Origin of the sequence: Pseudomonas sp. efr-133-TYG-103a (genome assembly GCF_030209235.1) — a bacterium.
Lineage (GTDB): Bacteria > Pseudomonadota > Gammaproteobacteria > Pseudomonadales > Pseudomonadaceae > Aquipseudomonas.
Genome location: NZ_JARVSK010000011.1, coordinates 38,461 through 53,730 on the forward strand (window position 1 = coordinate 38,461; position 15,270 = coordinate 53,730).

Annotated in this window: 11 protein-coding genes; 7 read left to right on the forward strand and 4 right to left on the reverse strand. The window is 62.7% G+C overall.

Annotated elements, in window-relative coordinates; genetic code table 11:
• The first annotated feature begins 4 nt into the window (after positions 1–4).
• The gene (locus tag QRN36_RS08845; protein ID WP_285423708.1) at positions 5–3,136 is read left to right on the forward strand and encodes an efflux RND transporter permease subunit; all 3,132 of its coding nucleotides are present in this window, start codon (positions 5–7) and stop codon (positions 3,134–3,136) included.
• Positions 3,136–4,695: an efflux transporter outer membrane subunit gene (locus QRN36_RS08850; RefSeq protein ID WP_285423709.1), complete on the forward strand. Its 1,560-nt coding sequence runs from the start codon at positions 3,136–3,138 to the stop codon at positions 4,693–4,695. Before QRN36_RS08845 ends, QRN36_RS08850 begins: the two co-directional genes overlap by 1 nt.
• A gap of 304 nt (positions 4,696–4,999) precedes the next feature.
• Here the strand turns inward: QRN36_RS08850 and QRN36_RS08855 are convergent, their stop codons facing one another.
• The 4 genes from QRN36_RS08855 to QRN36_RS08870 form a co-directional block, all read right to left on the reverse strand.
• Positions 5,000–5,239, reverse strand: coding sequence for a hypothetical protein (locus tag QRN36_RS08855; protein ID WP_285423710.1), 240 nt, complete (start codon positions 5,237–5,239; stop codon positions 5,000–5,002).
• A gap of 136 nt (positions 5,240–5,375) precedes the next feature.
• The gene (gene msrA, locus QRN36_RS08860; protein ID WP_285423711.1) at positions 5,376–5,882 is read right to left on the reverse strand and encodes a peptide-methionine (S)-S-oxide reductase MsrA; all 507 of its coding nucleotides are present in this window, start codon (positions 5,880–5,882) and stop codon (positions 5,376–5,378) included.
• A gap of 103 nt (positions 5,883–5,985) precedes the next feature.
• The gene (locus tag QRN36_RS08865) at positions 5,986–6,957 is read right to left on the reverse strand and encodes a GlxA family transcriptional regulator (protein WP_285423712.1); all 972 of its coding nucleotides are present in this window, start codon (positions 6,955–6,957) and stop codon (positions 5,986–5,988) included.
• Between the two features lie 162 nt (positions 6,958–7,119).
• Complete coding sequence (locus QRN36_RS08870; RefSeq protein WP_285423713.1) at positions 7,120–8,184, reverse strand: sensor histidine kinase; 1,065 nt, start codon at positions 8,182–8,184, stop codon at positions 7,120–7,122.
• A gap of 203 nt (positions 8,185–8,387) precedes the next feature.
• On the opposite strand from QRN36_RS08870, the gene QRN36_RS08875 reads away from it, so the two are divergent.
• The 5 genes from QRN36_RS08875 (at position 8,388) to fdhE (ending at position 15,218) form a co-directional block, all read left to right on the forward strand.
• Entirely contained in the window at positions 8,388–9,422 is a 1,035-nt protein-coding gene (locus QRN36_RS08875) for a UV damage endonuclease UvsE (RefSeq protein ID WP_285423714.1), read from the forward strand.
• 156 nt (positions 9,423–9,578) lie between these two features.
• Positions 9,579–12,644: a formate dehydrogenase-N subunit alpha gene (fdnG, locus tag QRN36_RS08880; protein ID WP_285423715.1), complete on the forward strand. Its 3,066-nt coding sequence runs from the start codon at positions 9,579–9,581 to the stop codon at positions 12,642–12,644.
• Positions 12,645–13,607, forward strand: coding sequence for a formate dehydrogenase subunit beta (gene fdxH / locus QRN36_RS08885; RefSeq protein ID WP_285423716.1), 963 nt, complete (start codon positions 12,645–12,647; stop codon positions 13,605–13,607). It begins immediately after the preceding gene.
• Positions 13,604–14,284 (forward strand): formate dehydrogenase subunit gamma, encoded by a 681-nt coding sequence (locus QRN36_RS08890; RefSeq protein ID WP_285423717.1) that lies wholly within the window; start codon positions 13,604–13,606, stop codon positions 14,282–14,284. The genes fdxH and QRN36_RS08890 overlap by 4 nt, the downstream gene beginning before the upstream one ends.
• Positions 14,285–14,288: 4 nt before the next feature.
• Positions 14,289–15,218: a formate dehydrogenase accessory protein FdhE gene (gene fdhE / locus QRN36_RS08895; protein WP_285423718.1), complete on the forward strand. Its 930-nt coding sequence runs from the start codon at positions 14,289–14,291 to the stop codon at positions 15,216–15,218.
• Positions 15,219–15,270 lie beyond the last annotated feature (52 nt).

The following is a 15,270-nucleotide window of genomic DNA, read 5'->3' on the forward strand; positions in this document are numbered from 1 at the left end:
CGACATGCGGATAGCCCACTTTTTCATCGATCGCCCGCGCTTCGCCGTGGTCGTCAGTTGTTTCATCACGCTGATCGGTCTGGGCGCGCTGTTCGTCCTTCCCGTCGCGCAATACCCGGAGATCGTCCCGCCAACGGTGCAGGTCACGACTTCGTACCCCGGCGCGTCGGCGGAAACCATTTCCAAGACCGTGGCGACACCGCTTGAGCAGCAGATCAACGGTGTCGAGAACATGATTTACATGAGCAGTCAGTCCACCGGCGACGGCAAGCTGACGATCACTGTGACGTTTCGCATCGGCACCGACCTCAACGTCGCGCAGAACCTGACGCAGAACCGGGTGCAGAACACCATTTCGCGTCTGCCCGAAGACGTGCAGCGGCTTGGGGTTCAGGTGCGTAAAGCGACGCCGAGCATTCTGCTGGCTGTGCACCTGTTCTCGGACGACAGCACCAAGGACACGCTCTACCTGTCCAACTACGCCACGCTGCACATCAAGGATGTGCTGGCGCGGATTCCCGGCGTCGGCGACGTGCAGTTTCAGGGTGGACGCGAGTACGCCATGCGTATCTGGCTCGACCCGGACAAAGTGGCGGCCTATGACCTGAGCGCCAGTGAAGTGCTGGCCGTTCTGCGCCAACAGAACCTGCAGGTCTCGGCCGGTGTGCTGAACCAGCCGCCAACCCGCACCGCCGAAGCGTATCAATTGAACATCGAAGCCTTGGGGCGGCTGTCCAGCCCCGAAGAGTTCGAGCGCATCGTGGTCAAGACCGATCCATCGGGCCGCGTCACCCGGATCGGCGACATCGGCCGGGTCGAGGTCGGCGCGGTGGACTATGGCTCCACGGCGTTCATGGACAAGAAGGACGCCGCGACACTGCTGATTTACGCGCAGCCGGGCGCCAACTCGCTGGACGTCGACCATGCCGTGCTCGGCGCCATGGAAAACCTGAAGAAGGAGTTTCCGTCCGGGGTGGCGTACTCGATCATTTATGACCCGACGATCTTCATCGGCAAGTCCGTGGATGAAGTCATCACCACCATCTTCGAGGCCATCCTGCTGGTGGTGCTGGTGGTGTTCCTGTTCCTGCAGAACTGGCGGGCCACGATCATACCGGTGGTGGCCATCCCGATTTCGTTGCTGGGCGCGTTCACCGTGCTGTACCTGTGCGGGATCTCCCTCAACAACCTGTCGCTGTTCGGCCTCGTGCTGGCGGTGGGGATCGTGGTCGATGACGCGATCGTCGTGGTGGAGAACATCGAGCGCAACATTCACGAAGGCATGACCCCGGTGGCGGCGGCGCACCACACGATGGACGAAGTCGGCGGTGCGCTGCTGTCGATCGCATTGACGCTGTGTGCGGTGTTCGTGCCTGCGGCTTTTCTGAGTGGTATTTCCGGACTGTTCTTCAGGCAGTTTGCGGTGACCATCGCGGCGTCGACGATCATTTCCTGCGTGGTGTCGCTGACCTTGAGCCCGGCGCTGTGTGCGGTGCTGTTCAAGCACAAGGGGCATGACAACGGTCGGTTCAAAGGCGTCAAGCGCTTCATGGACGCCTCGTTCGGCCGTTTCAACCGCGGTTTCGACAGGCTCTCCCACGGTTACGGCAACGTCACCCGGCGTCTGGCCCGAGTGCTCGGACTGGTCATGCTGGTCTACGTCGGCCTGATCGCCCTGACCGGCGTCGAGTTTCACAGCACGCCGACCGGCTTCATTCCGGAGCAGGACCAGGGCTATCTGATCACCATCGTGCAGTTGCCGCCGGGTGCGTCGCTGGATCGCACGGAAAAAGTCGTGCGCCAGGTCATGGACATCGCGCTGCAGACGCCAGGGATCGAGCACATCGCGCCGTTCGTAGGGCTGGATGCCACCACCTCGACCGTCGCCTCCAATGCGGGAACGGTGTTCACCGGTCTGCCGTCCTTGTACAACCACGACATGCCCGGACTCACCGCGCAATCCGTGCTGGCGGATCTGCGCAAGCGCCTGTCGGTGATCAAGGACGCCTACGTGTTGACCATTCCGCCGCCACCGGTGCAAGGCCTGGGCAGCTCCGGCGGGTTCAAGCTGATGCTCGAAGACCGCGCCGGACTGGGCTCCAAGGCTCTTGCCGAGGCGGCCAACAAGCTGGTGGCCGAAGCGCGCAAAGACCCTGACTTCGTCGGCATGTTCACGCTGTTCAATGCCGGTTCGCCGTCGATCTTCGCCAACATCGATCGGGTCAAGGCCGAAAAAGTCGGGCTCAAGCCCACTGACGTGTTCTCGACGCTGCAGGTGTATCTGGGCTCGCAGTACGTCAACGACTTCAACTATCTGGGCCGCACTTATCAAGTGGTCGCCCAGGCCGATGCCCGGTTTCGCGGCACGCCGGAAGACATCACCCGCTTGAAGGTGCGCAACGATAGCGGCCAGATGGTGCCGGTGGGTACGGTGGCCGACATCGAACACAACACCATTCCGTACCGAGTGCCGCGTTACAACCTGTACCCGGCGGCAGAAGTCCAGGGCGCGGCAGCACCCGGGGTCGCGACGGGCACGGCACTGCTCAAAATGGAGCAACTGGCCGAGAAAGTCCTGCCCAAAGGCATCGGCTTCGAATGGACCGAGCTTGCTTACCAGCAGCAACAAAAGGGCACGCCGACGCTGTTGGTGTTCGCCGCGGCAGCGCTGTTCGTGTTCCTGGTTCTGGTGGCGCAGTACGAAAGCTGGCGCTTGCCGGTGGCCATCGTGCTGATCGTGCCGATGTGCATTCTGGCGGCGATCAGCGGGCTGATCTTCCGGGGCATGCCCATCGATATCCTGGCGCAGATCGGCTTCATCGTGCTGATCGGTCTGGCGGCGAAGAACGCAATTCTCATCGTCGAGTTCGCCAAGCAGAAACAGGACGACGGTTCGACAGCGGTGGACGCGGCGGTGCATGCCGCCCGCACGCGACTGCGACCGATTCTGATGACTTCGCTGGCGTTCATTCTCGGCGTGGCGCCGCTGACCGTCGCCACCGGCGCGGGCGCGGAAATGCGTCAGTCGCTGGGCACCACGGTGTTCTTCGGGATGCTTGGCGTGACCTGTTTCGGTCTGTTGTTCACCCCGGCGTTCTACATTTTCATCCGCAAATACTTCCACGGGAGGCGTTGATGTCCAGCAAGCTTTCTTTCAGCGCGCGCCTTGTGGGCGAGACGCTGAATAAACACCCGGCCATGACCGCAGCCGGTCGCGGCGCGCAAGAATTCGGGCCGCGACGGGCGGTCCTGCCTGCCGTCATCGCTCTGGTGTTGATGAGCGCCGCGTTGTCGGGCTGCATGGTGGGCCCTGATTACCAAGCGCCGAACACCGCGCTGGTGCCGTTCCACAACCAGGGCACAGAGGGCAACGCCGATCCCGCCGCTGTGCAGAATCTGGCGACCTGGTGGTACGGCTTCGACGATCCGCAACTGGTGAGCATCGTCGATCAGGTGCTGGCGCAAAACCTGGATCTGGTGGCTTCGCTGGCGCGGGTCGAACAGGCCCGTGCCGTGGCGAGCGCGGCGGGCGCCGAGTTGTATCCGACGGTGGATTTCGTCGGCTCGGCTAGCAAGCAGCGGCAGAGCCTGCAAAGTCCGCTGGGGTCGCTGGGCCGCAACTTGCCGGGCTACGAGCGCAATCAGAAAGACCTCACCGCCGGCGCCTCTGCCAGCTGGGAGATCGACCTGGCGGGTGGTCTTCGGCGCGGTGCGTCTGCCGCCGAAGCCGAGGCTCAGGCCGCAGAGGCGGCTCATCTGGGCACGCGGATCTCGGTGGTCGCCGAAGCCGCGGACGCCTATGTGCAGATCCGCGGGTACCAGGCGAGGTTGGCGGTGGCCGCCGACCAGATCAGCACCGACGCGCATTTGCTCGATCTGGTGCAGGTCCGGCGGCGCCTGGGCGATGTCGATGAGCGCGAAGTGGCTCAGGCCCAGGCGCTGTTGAAGCAGGCGCGGGCGACCGTGCCGTTGCTGCGCATCGCGCTGGAGGCGCAATTCAATCGCCTCGACGTGCTGATGGGCAAACAGCCGGGCCGTTCGGCGACGGAACTGGCCACGGCCTCGCAGATCCCGTCACTGCCAGCGATCAAGGACAGCCTCGCACCGGCTGACGTGTTGCGCCGACGCCCGGACATCATCGCCGCCGAGCGCCGACTGGCGGCGTCCAATGAGCGGATCGGCGAAGCCATTGCCGACTACTACCCGAAAGTGTCGCTGTCAGGCGCGTTGGGCTACGAAAGCATCACCGGTCGGCACATGTTCACCGAGCGTGCATTTCAGCCCTCGATCGGCGGACTGGTGCGTTGGCGGTTGTTCGACTTCGGCAAGATCGACGCCGAGGTTGCCCAGGCCAAGGGTGCCAACGCCGAGGCGCTTGCGCAGTATCGCCAGTCAGTGTTGAGGGCCTGCGAGGATGTCGAGAACGCTTTGGTGTCGTTGTCCCAGACCGAACAGCGCCGAGAGGAACTGGCCGGCGAGGTCAGCGCGCTGACGCGGGCCAGGGACCTGTCCGAGACCGCCTACAAGTCGGGGGCGATCCCCCTGACCGACGTGCTCGATGCCAACCGGGAGTTGCTCACCGCCAGTGACAGCCTGAACAGCACAGAAGCGGACTCTTCGCGTGCTGCCGTGACGCTGTACCGGGCAATGGGCGGCGGCTGGCAGGGCCCGGGCGTCACCACCAGCCAACGCTGAGCGTGACGGCAATTTAAGCCTAAGGCAGGACTATGCTGGGTCGGTTCAGCCGGGAATAGGGCGACACATTCGACGCTTTTGCCGCGTCTTGCAGCCGCATTCCCGGCTAAAGCCGGTCCTACAGCGTGTCTGGCTGGATCAAGGAGGGAATATGTATGCAAACCGGTAGGACCGGCTTCAGCCGGGAAAGGAGCGTTACATTCGATGCTCTTGCTGCGTCTTGCAGTCGCCTTCCCGGCCAATGCCGGCCCCGGAAAACAGGTCCGGCAGGCGTTAACGTGGGATCTGACGTACGCGCGCCAGATCAGTTGCCGTCCGCGACTTTACGCTCGATCTCCGCGGTTTTCTTGTTGAGTTCTTCGACGTCCTGCTCCTTGGTGCGGGTGGAGCTGGGCGTGATGACTTCATCGACGGCGCGGGTGTCATCGTCGCGGTCGGCGAGGTCCCGCTCGACGACATTCACCGGCTTGCCGGAACTGTCGACGGGCGGGGCATCGGGCTGCGGTCTGCGGGTGTCGGGGCTGATGGTTCGATCGTTGCTCATTGCCTTGTCCTCGTTGGGCTACTCACGTTGGAGGTGAGTGCCCGGCGGGAGTTCGGCTTTTTTTCAGTGACAGGCGCTGGTTCAATCGGGTTTGAAGACCGACTCAGGAGTCAGCCCTCAACGCCAGACGTTGAAATCACTTCCGGGACGGTAGCACCCAGTCGCGGCGAACGAAGTGACAGGTGTAGCCGTTGGGGATGCGCTCCAGGTAGTCCTGATGTTCGGGCTCTGCTTCCCAGAACGGCCCGGCGGGGGCGATTTCCGTGACGACTTTGCCCGGCCACAGCCCCGAGGCGTCAACATCGGCCACGGTGTCTTCGGCGACGGCTTTCTGCTCGTCGTTGAGGTAGAAAATGGCCGAGCGATAGCTCAGGCCGATGTCGTTGCCCTGACGGTTGGCGGTCGACGGGTCATGGATCTGGAAGAAGAACTCCAGAATTTTCCGATAGCTGATGAGGGCCGGGTCGAAGACGATTTCGATGGCTTCGGCGTGGGTGCCGTGATTTCGGTAGGTAGCGTTCGGGACGTCGCCGCCGGAGTAGCCGACTCGGGTGGAGAGGACGCCCGGGTAGCGGCGCAGCAAATCCTGCATGCCCCAGAAGCAGCCGCCGGCGAGCAGGGCGGTTTCAGTGTGCGTGGTCATGTTCAATCCTTCTCGTCGATGATCTTTACGGTGAATGCCGATCAGTGTGCTCGCGCCCCGGCGACGCGTGCAAGTGCACCCGCGCAGACCTCGCGCCGCCGAATCAGTCGCCGCCGAACTGTTGCCGGTACTGATTGGGTGTCAGGCCAATGCGTTCGCTGAACGCCTTGCGCATGTGCCGGGCACTGCCGAACCCGCACCGACAGGCCACGACCTTGAGCGGCAGATCGCTGCCTTCCAGCAGTTTTCGCGAATGATCGATGCGCGCGTTGAGCACGTATTGCATCGGCGTCAGGCTGACTTCGCGCTGAAAGGCCCTGGCGAAGTTGCGCGCGCTCATCGCCGCCAGTTCCGCCATGCGCTGGACCGTGAACGGCTCCTCGATGTGGTCGACGACGTAGGCCTGCACCCTGGCGATGGCGGTGTCATCGCGAGGCACGGCGGCCAGCAACGGCCCGTAAGGCGTCTGCCCGCCCTGACGCTTCATCACCACCAGCAAGACCTTGGCCACTTCCAGCGCGATGTCCTTGCCGTGATCTTCCGCGACCACCGCCAGCGCCATGTCGATGCCGGCAGTGATGCCGCCTGAGGTGATCAGGTTGCGATCAATGACATAAATCTGCTCGGTCTCGACCCGCGAACCGGGATTGCGCTGCGCCAGGCGCTCGACATAGTTCCAGTGCGTGGTGCAGCGGTAGCCGTCCAGCAATCCGGCATCGCCCAGCAGAAATGCGCCGGTACAGATCGCGCCGAAACGCCGCGCGCCCTTGACCGCCGTCGGCAACCACGCCGTCAGGCCCGGATGGCCAACGCCGTACGCGCCAGGTCCGCCGGGCACCAGCAGCAGGTCAGTGCCCGCAGGCAGATCCTTGAGCGTCATATCGGCCTGGACTTTCAGCCCGCACGAACTGCGCACTAGGGTCTGATGCTCGGCCACGGTCAGCAGCCGGTAGTGTTGGCCCTCGGGGAGCAAGCGATTGGAAATCGAGAAAACATCCATCGGCCCTGTGACATCGAGCATCAACATGTCATTGAACAGGACCATTACCACGGTTTTGTGCGCAGATTCCCGCATGCGTCAATCGCCTTTCCTTCACCCGGAGCTGCCAGCGCAGCGTCGGGCCATTGCCTGAATACAGACGGCATTCTAGGGGATTGCACGCATGATCGTGTGAATGTTTGTGAAAGGGCTGAGCCATGAAGGGCGCGACGGATGCAGGTTCCGGGTCGGCGGTCGCTACAGCGCCGGCTGCGGGCGGCCATCACAGCATGCAGGCAGACGAAAACGCAGCCGAGCGCCGGCCATTTCCGATGTTTCCACGAACAGGCTGCCTCTATGGGCATCGATCACTGACCGGCAGACTGCCAGACCGATCCCCAGACCGCCCGGCTTGGTCGTGTGAAACGCTGTGAAAATCCGTTCGTGCTGATCGCCAGGGATGCCGGGGCCATTGTCATCGACGCAAACCTCGATGCCGTCGGCCACGTCACAGGATGAAATCCGCAGCAGTCGGCCATCGACAAGGGATTCGGCCATGGCCTCCAGCGCGTTGGTGATCAGATTGAGCAACAGCTGCTGAAGCTGCACCGGGTCGGCGAAGACAAAGCGCGTCGCCGCCAGTGACAGCTCCAGCCGGACCTGATGCCTGGCCAAGGCTGGCGTCGCGATGGCGGTCGCCTCACCGATGGCGTCATCGACCTTGAACAGTTGCTGGTGCAAAGGCGCCTGGCGGGCCAGCGCGCCCAGGGATTTGACGATGCTGGCCACGCGCTCACAGCCGGCGCGGATGTCCTTGAGGCCGGCGACCGCTTCCTCGACATTGGGCGTGTCACGCTGCAACCAGCGCAGACTTGCGGCGGCGTTGGCGACAATGCCCATCAGCGGCTGACAGATTTCGTGGGCAATCGAGGCGCTCAGCTCGGCCATCATCTTGTCGTGCAGCGAGCGGGCGAGGTCCGCCTGGGCGGTCGCGCTGGCGACCGTCGCGGCACCAGCGGGCTCGAGGCGGATCTTTTCGACGGCGCGCGGATAGGTGTCGATGAGGGAATCGCCGACGTCCATCTTCGGCGTCGACAATTCCAGCATCGCCAGCCGCTGGCAGGGGACCGGAGGCATCGTCGGGACGCTGGTGATTACAGCCTGCTGGCCGGTGTGCGGATCGATCGCGAGTCGATACACCCGATCATTGCGCTCTGGCGCCGCCACATCAGCGGACCATGCCCGCTCAAGCAGGCGTTTGAGGGTCGAATCGCTGGCGGACGGCGTATCGGTGTGGATCTGAGCGTGTCGTTCTTCCAGCATCGTGCCCCCTGCGGTTTGCAGCCTTTTCATCATTGCAACCGCAGTATACGCAGCAGTTTTCAAGCACAACGCGACCGGGGGCGGTTTGGCAGAAATGAACACCCCGATGTCCGTCATGGTCCCCACCTGGCCGAAAAAAGCCGCAACTAAGCACGCGTGGCGAGGGTCTGCCTGTGATGACGGTCAGAAAAAGGGAAGCGTTCATGTCGGGGCCCCGAATCGGTTTTGCCTGCCAGTTTCGTCACGCCGGGCGCAACGTGCCGGGGCAGGCACTGTCGGCCAAAGAACTCAAAGCGCTGGAAGGCGGCCTGAATCCTCGCACCACCACACTGCGCTGGATGGACAGCGTGACCCGCGAGATTGCCTGGGAGAAGCTGCTGGAAATCGTCGAGCACAATCTGGACGCGCAACTGCGTCTGCTGGCGCATGTGGCCCAATTGCCAGCGACGCTGCGAATGTTGAGGCTGAGCAGCGATCTGTTGCCGTTCTACAGTCATCCTCGCGTGGTCGAGTTCTACCGTCAGCCAGCGGTCATGGACAACCTGCGCACACGCTTCGCTGCCATCGGTGCGCTGGCGCGGGAATCGGACATCCGGCTGTCGTTTCATCCCGGACAGTTTTGCGTGCTGGGCTCGGACCGCCCGGATGTCGTGGAAAACAGCATCGCCGAGTTCGAGTACCACGCCGACATGATCCGCATGATGGGCTACGGCGTACGGTTTCAGGACTTCAAATGCAATGTGCACATCGCCGGGCGACTGGGCAGCGAGGGCGTTCGCGCCGTCTGGCCACGTCTCTCCGAGGTGGCGCGCAACTGCATCACCTTCGAGAACGAGGAAAAGGTCTATGGCGTCGACGCTTGCCTGGAACTGGCCGACCTGGCGCCCGTGGTGCTCGATATTCATCACTGCTGGATCAATGAAAACCGCTACATCGCCACCGACGATCCACGGGTTCAGCGGATCATCGACAGCTGGCGCGGCGTGCGGCCGGTCATGCATTACTCCCAGCCGCCGGAATCCCTGCAACAGGCCGGGTTCAGCGCCGACCAGAAGCTTGAAATGGATGCGTTGCTCGAAAAGGTCGGCAAGCGCGATCTTTACGGACACAGCGCGCGGATGTGGAACGCGTGGACCAACACCTACGCCCTGAGTTTTCTCGACCGCTTTGACATCATGTTCGAGGCCAAGGACAAAAACCTTGCCGCGGAGGACTTCTACCGCCGTTATCTGGCCTGACGGGTCATCCAATGCCTTACTCCGAGCACTGCCGCACGATTTCATGGCGGCACTGGCAATCTGGTCTAGAGTTTCTGGAGTCGACGGGAAACCGCTGACGCCGTGATGAATCGACTTCCGGCAACGTACCGGGAATTACCTGATCAGGAGTGCACGATGGATCTCAACCGTCGGCAGTTTTTCAAGGTCGCCGCTGTCGGTCTTGGAGGCTCGAGCCTGGCAGCGTTGGGCATGGCCCCGACGCCTGCTTTCGCCGAGCAGATACGCCATTTCAAACTCGCTCACACCCATGAAACCCGCAACACCTGCCCGTATTGCTCGGTGGGTTGTGGCTTGATCATGTACAGCCAGGGGGACGCGGCAAAAAACGTCGCGCAGAACATCATTCATATCGAAGGTGACGCCGACCATCCGGTCAATCGCGGCACCTTGTGCCCCAAAGGCGCCGGCCTGCTGGACTTCATTCACAGTCCCGGCCGCCTCAAGTACCCGCAGATCCGCAAACCGGGCAGCAACGAGTGGACCCGGATTTCCTGGGACGAGGCGCTCGATCGTGTCGCTGACCTGATGAAGGCTGACCGCGATGCCAACTTCATCGAGAAGAACGCCAAGGGCGAAACCGTCAACCGCTGGCTCACCACCGGGTTTCTTGCGGCCTCGGCGGCGTCCAATGAGGCGGGTTATCTGACCCACAAGGTCGTTCGTGCAACCGGCATGCTGGGGTTCGATAACCAGGCGCGTGTCTGACACGGCCCGACGGTGGCAAGTCTTGCCCCGACGTACGGCCGTGGTGCCATGACCAATACCTGGACCGATATCGCCAACGCGAATCTGATCCTGGTGATGGGTGGCAACGCAGCAGAAGCGCACCCTTGCGGTTTCAAATGGGTGACCGAAGCCAAGGCGCACAACCAGGCGCGACTGATCGTGGTCGATCCACGCTTCACGCGAACCGCGTCCGTGGCCGACTATTACGCACCGATCCGCACCGGCAGCGACATCGCCTTCATGGGCGGGCTGATCAACTACTTGCTGACGCAGGACAAGATCCAGCACGAATACGTGCGCAATTACACTGACGTGTCGTTCATCGTCAAAGCTGGCTATGGCTTCGAAGACGGAATTTTCAGCGGCTATGACGCCGAAAAACGGGTGTACAGCGATAAATCCGGCTGGGGCTACGAGCTGGGCGAGGACGGTTTCGCCAAGGTCGATCCGACGCTGCAGGATCCGCGCTGCGTCTACCAGTTGATGAAACAGCATTACAGCCGTTACACCCCGGAAATCGCCAGCCTCACCTGCGGTATGCCGCAGGACAGGATGATGAAGATCTGGGAAGAGATCGCCACGTGCTCGGTGCCGGGCAAGACCATGACGATCCTCTACGCACTGGGCTGGACCCAGCACTCCATCGGCGCGCAGATCATCCGCAGCGCCGCGATGGTGCAATTGCTGCTGGGTAACGTCGGCATGGCCGGTGGCGGCGTCAATGCGTTGCGCGGTCACTCCAACATTCAGGGGCTGACCGACCTGGGCCTGTTGTCCAACTCGCTACCGGGCTATCTGACCCTGGCTCAGGATGGCGAGCAGGACTACGACGCGTTCATCGCCAAACGCACGCAGAAACCGCTGCGGCCGGGGCAGTTGTCCTACTGGCAGAACTACAGCAAGTTCCACGTCAGCCTGATGAAGTCCTGGTACGGCGCCAACGCCACCGCGGAAAACAAATGGTGCTACGACTACCTGCCCAAGCTGGATGCCGCCAGCTACGACATCCTCAAGATGTTCGACATGATGGGCCACGGCCATGTCAACGGCTACATATGTCAGGGCTTCAACCCGATTGCGGCGCTGCCGGACAAAAACCGGGTGATGAAAGCGCTGGCGCGGTTGAAGTGGCTGGTGATCATGGACCCGCTCGCCACCGAGACATCCGAGTTCTGGCAGAAGGTAGGCCCGTATAACGACGTAGTGACCGAAGACATCCAGACGGAAGTCATTCGCCTGCCCACGACCTGCTTTGCCGAGGAGGACGGCTCGCTGGTCAACAGCAGTCGCTGGTTGCAATGGCACTTCAAAGGGGCCGAAGGACCTGGCGAGGCGATCACCGACATCCGCATCATGAGCGAGCTGTTCATTCGCCTGCGCAAGCGCTACGAGCAAGAGGGCGGCGCCTACGCAGAGCCGTTGCTCAAACTCAGTTGGCCCTACAAAGTCGCCGAAGAGCCGTCGCCGGAGGAAATCGCCAAGGAGATCAACGGCGCCGCCACCCTGGATTACATCGATCCATTGGGGGCAGCGGTCAAGGGCGGCACGCAACTGGCCGGCTTCGCGCAGCTCAAGGACGACGGCAGCACGGCGTCCGGGTGCTGGATTTTCTGCGGCAGCTGGACCGAGGCTGGCAATCAGATGGCCCGCCGCGACAACAGTGACCCGTATGCCATGCATCAGCATCAGGGCTGGGCATGGGCGTGGCCGAGCAATCGGCGCATTCTCTACAACCGCGCCTCAGCCGATCCGCAGGGCAAGCCGTGGGACCCGAAGAAACGCGTCATCTGGTGGAACGGCAGGGTCTGGACCGGTACCGACGTGCCGGACTTCGCCGTGACCTCGGCGCCGGAAGCGGGGATGAACCCGTTCATCATGAACCCCGAAGGCGTGGCGCGGTTCTTCGCCGTCGACAAGATGAACGAAGGGCCATTCCCTGAACACTACGAGCCGTTCGAGACCCCCATCGGGATCAACCCGCTGCACCCGAACAACAAGAAGGCGACCAGCAATCCGGCCGGGCGCATCTTCGATTCGGTGTGGGATTCGCTGGGCGTCGCCAAGGACTTCCCGTACGCAGGCACCAGCTACCGGCTCACCGAGCACTTCCATTATTGGAGTAAACATTGCCGGCTCAACGCGATTGCCCAACCGGAGCAGTTCGTCGAGATCGGTGAGGCGTTGGCCAAAGAAAAAGGCATTGTCGCGGGCGATCGGGTCCGGGTCAGCTGCAAGCGCGGGTTCATCGAGGCGGTGGCGGTGGTGACCAAGCGGATTCGTCCGCTGCAGGTCAACAACCAGGTGGTGCATCAGGTCGGCATTCCGATTCACTGGGGCTTCACCGGTACGACGCGCAATGGCTATCTGGCCAACACGCTGGTGCCGTTCCTGGGTGACGGCAATTCGCAGACCCCGGAATCCAAGTCGTTCCTGGTCAACGTGGAGAAAATCTGAATGGCCATTCAAGACATCATTGCCCGTTCAGCCACCACCACGGTGCCGTCTTCGATCCGCCAGCTGGACGAAGTCGCCAAGCTGATCGACACCACCAAATGCATTGGCTGCAAGGCCTGCCAGGTCGCGTGTTCGGAGTGGAACGAGCTGCGCGACGAGGTTGGTCACAACCACGGCACGTACGACAACCCGCAGGACCTGAGCGCGCAGACCTGGACCCTGATGCGCTTCACCGAGCATGAGACCGCCGACAACGACCTGGAGTGGCTGATCCGCAAGGACGGCTGCATGCACTGCGCCGATCCCGGCTGCCTCAAGGCGTGCCCGAGCCCCGGCGCCATCATCAAGCACGCCAACGGCATCGTCGATTTCAACCAGGACCACTGCATCGGCTGTGGCTATTGCATCACCGGTTGCCCGTTCGACATCCCGCGCATCTCCCAGAAAGACCACAAAGCGTACAAATGCACGCTGTGTTCGGACCGGGTGTCGGTAGGGCTAGAGCCTGCGTGCGTGAAGACCTGCCCGACCGGCGCAATCGTCTTCGGCACCAAGGAGGACATGAAAGTGCACGCCGCCGAACGCGTGGTCGACCTGAAATCCCGCGGTTTCGAGAATGCCGGCCTGTACGATCCTGCGGGCGTGGGCGGCACCCATGTGATGTACGTGCTGCACCACGCCGACAACCCCAAGCTGTACGCGGGACTGCCGCAGAACCCGGAGATCAGTCCACTGGTCGGGCTCTGGAAAGGCGTGACCAAACCCTTGGGTCTGCTGGCGATGTGCCTGGCCGTGCTGGCCGGGTTCTTCCACTACGTGAGGATCGGGCCGCAACGCGAAGAGCACGAGGAGGACGCCCATCCTGCCGACCCCACAGGTGACGCCAGCGTGCACGAGGTCGATCCGGCGGTGCACGTCTACGATCCGAAACGCCCGGGACCTGAAGGGGAGCAACGGCCATGAGCGACAACCGTGAACCCGGAAAGACCCTTCTGCGTTACAACGCCAACGAGCGGACCAACCACTGGCTGGTGGCGATTCTGTTCTTCATGGCCGGGCTGTCCGGCCTTGCGCTGTTTCATCCGGCGATGTTCTGGCTCACCCATCTGTTCGGCGGCGGCCCGTGGACGCGCATCCTGCACCCGTTCATGGGTGTGGCGATGTTCGTGTTTTTCTTCGGCCTGGTGATTCGCTTCTGGCGTGCCAACCTGTTCATCGCCAATGATCGTCTGTGGCTCAAGCGCATCGGTCGGGTGATGCAGAACGAGGAGGAGGGCGTGCCGCCGGTGGGCAAGTACAACCCCGGACAGAAGCTGTTGTTCTGGACGTTGTTGCTGTGCATGCTGGCGCTGTTGCTCAGTGGCATCGTGATCTGGCGCGCCTGGTTCAGCGAGTATTTCGACATCACCGTGATTCGCTTGGGTGCGCTGATCCACGCCTTGGCCGGTTTCATACTGATCGTCAGCATCATCGTGCATATTTACGCGGGTATCTGGATCAAGGGCTCGGTCGGCGCGATGTTGCATGGCTGGGTCAGTCGCCGATGGGCCAGGAAGCACCACGAGTTGTGGTATCGCCAGGTCGTCGACAAGCAATCGCCACCGACGCAGGCCGCTCCACCTACCCGCCGAAAAGGATGAAGTCTTGAGTCAGATTCTCGAACCCGAGGAAATCCAGGCGCAGGGCGGCAGCTTCGTCCTGCCGTTCCTGCACTTGCCGCCTGACAACCTGTTCGCCTTGCGTGCCGAGCGCCTGGAGTCGCTTGCGGCCGGCAACCCGATGGCCGATTACCTGCGCCTGATCGCCAGTCTGTGTCGGGTGCAGCAGAGCCTGCTGGATCAGCCCCCGCAACACTGGACACCCGACAATCAGCGCCTTGACCTGTGCCGACAGCACGGCCTGCCGCCGCTGGCCGCCGACAGTCTGGTGCGCGAGGTGCATTGGCAGGTGTATCTACAGGCGCTGCTGCAGCGCTTCCAGCCTGCGAATGACCAGGTCGGCCAGGCGCTGGACCGGTTGCGCGACGCCGATGAAGGCCAGCTCAAGGTCTGGGCGATTTCGCTGCTCGGCGGCCAGTACGCAGGACTTCCCGCAGCGCTGGTGCCGTTCCTCGGCGCGGCCCTGCAGGCGGCCTGGAGCCAATGGCTGCTGACGCTGCCCACCGACAACCTGAAGCCCTGCGACAGCCTGAACCAATGCCCGGCATGTGGTTCGCCCGCCATGGCCGGTGTCATTCGCCATCGCGGCAAGTACACCGGGCTGCGCTATCTGGTGTGCTCGCTGTGCGCCTGCGAATGGCATGTCGTGCGGGTCAAATGCGTGTACTGCGAACAGAGCAAGGGCCTGAAATACGTAAGCCTGGACGATGATCGCGTGGCCGCCGACAAAGCTCCGTTGCGCGCGGAGGTGTGCCCTGGCTGCAACAGCTACCTCAAGCATATTTATCTGGAGAACGATGCGCAGGCCGAGGCGCTGTCGGCAGACTTGTCGAGCCTGATGCTGGACATGCGCCTGGACCTGGACGGCGTCCAGCGTATCGCGCCCAACTTGATGCTGGCGCCTGGGGAAGCGTGAAAACCGCGTCTACACTCCATCGTTCGCGCTCACGGCTTCTGGCCTGGCATCG

Bases quoted from the DNA above. Each gene is read 5' to 3' on its own strand.
- msrA (WP_285423711.1), bottom strand. From the start codon at position 5,882: ATGACCACGCACACTGAAACCGCCCTGCTCGCCGGCGGCTGCTTCTGG.
- QRN36_RS08875 (WP_285423714.1), top strand. From the start codon at position 8,388: ATGTCGGGGCCCCGAATCGGTTTTGCCTGCCAGTTTCGTCACGCCGGG.
- fdxH (WP_285423716.1), top strand. From the start codon at position 12,645: ATGGCCATTCAAGACATCATTGCCCGTTCAGCCACCACCACGGTGCCG.
- QRN36_RS08890 (WP_285423717.1), top strand. From the start codon at position 13,604: ATGAGCGACAACCGTGAACCCGGAAAGACCCTTCTGCGTTACAACGCC.
- QRN36_RS08870 (WP_285423713.1), bottom strand. From the start codon at position 8,184: ATGCTGGAAGAACGACACGCTCAGATCCACACCGATACGCCGTCCGCC.
- QRN36_RS08850 (WP_285423709.1), top strand. From the start codon at position 3,136: ATGTCCAGCAAGCTTTCTTTCAGCGCGCGCCTTGTGGGCGAGACGCTG.
- QRN36_RS08865 (WP_285423712.1), bottom strand. From the start codon at position 6,957: ATGCGGGAATCTGCGCACAAAACCGTGGTAATGGTCCTGTTCAATGAC.
- QRN36_RS08855 (WP_285423710.1), bottom strand. From the start codon at position 5,239: ATGAGCAACGATCGAACCATCAGCCCCGACACCCGCAGACCGCAGCCC.
- QRN36_RS08845 (WP_285423708.1), top strand. From the start codon at position 5: ATGCGGATAGCCCACTTTTTCATCGATCGCCCGCGCTTCGCCGTGGTC.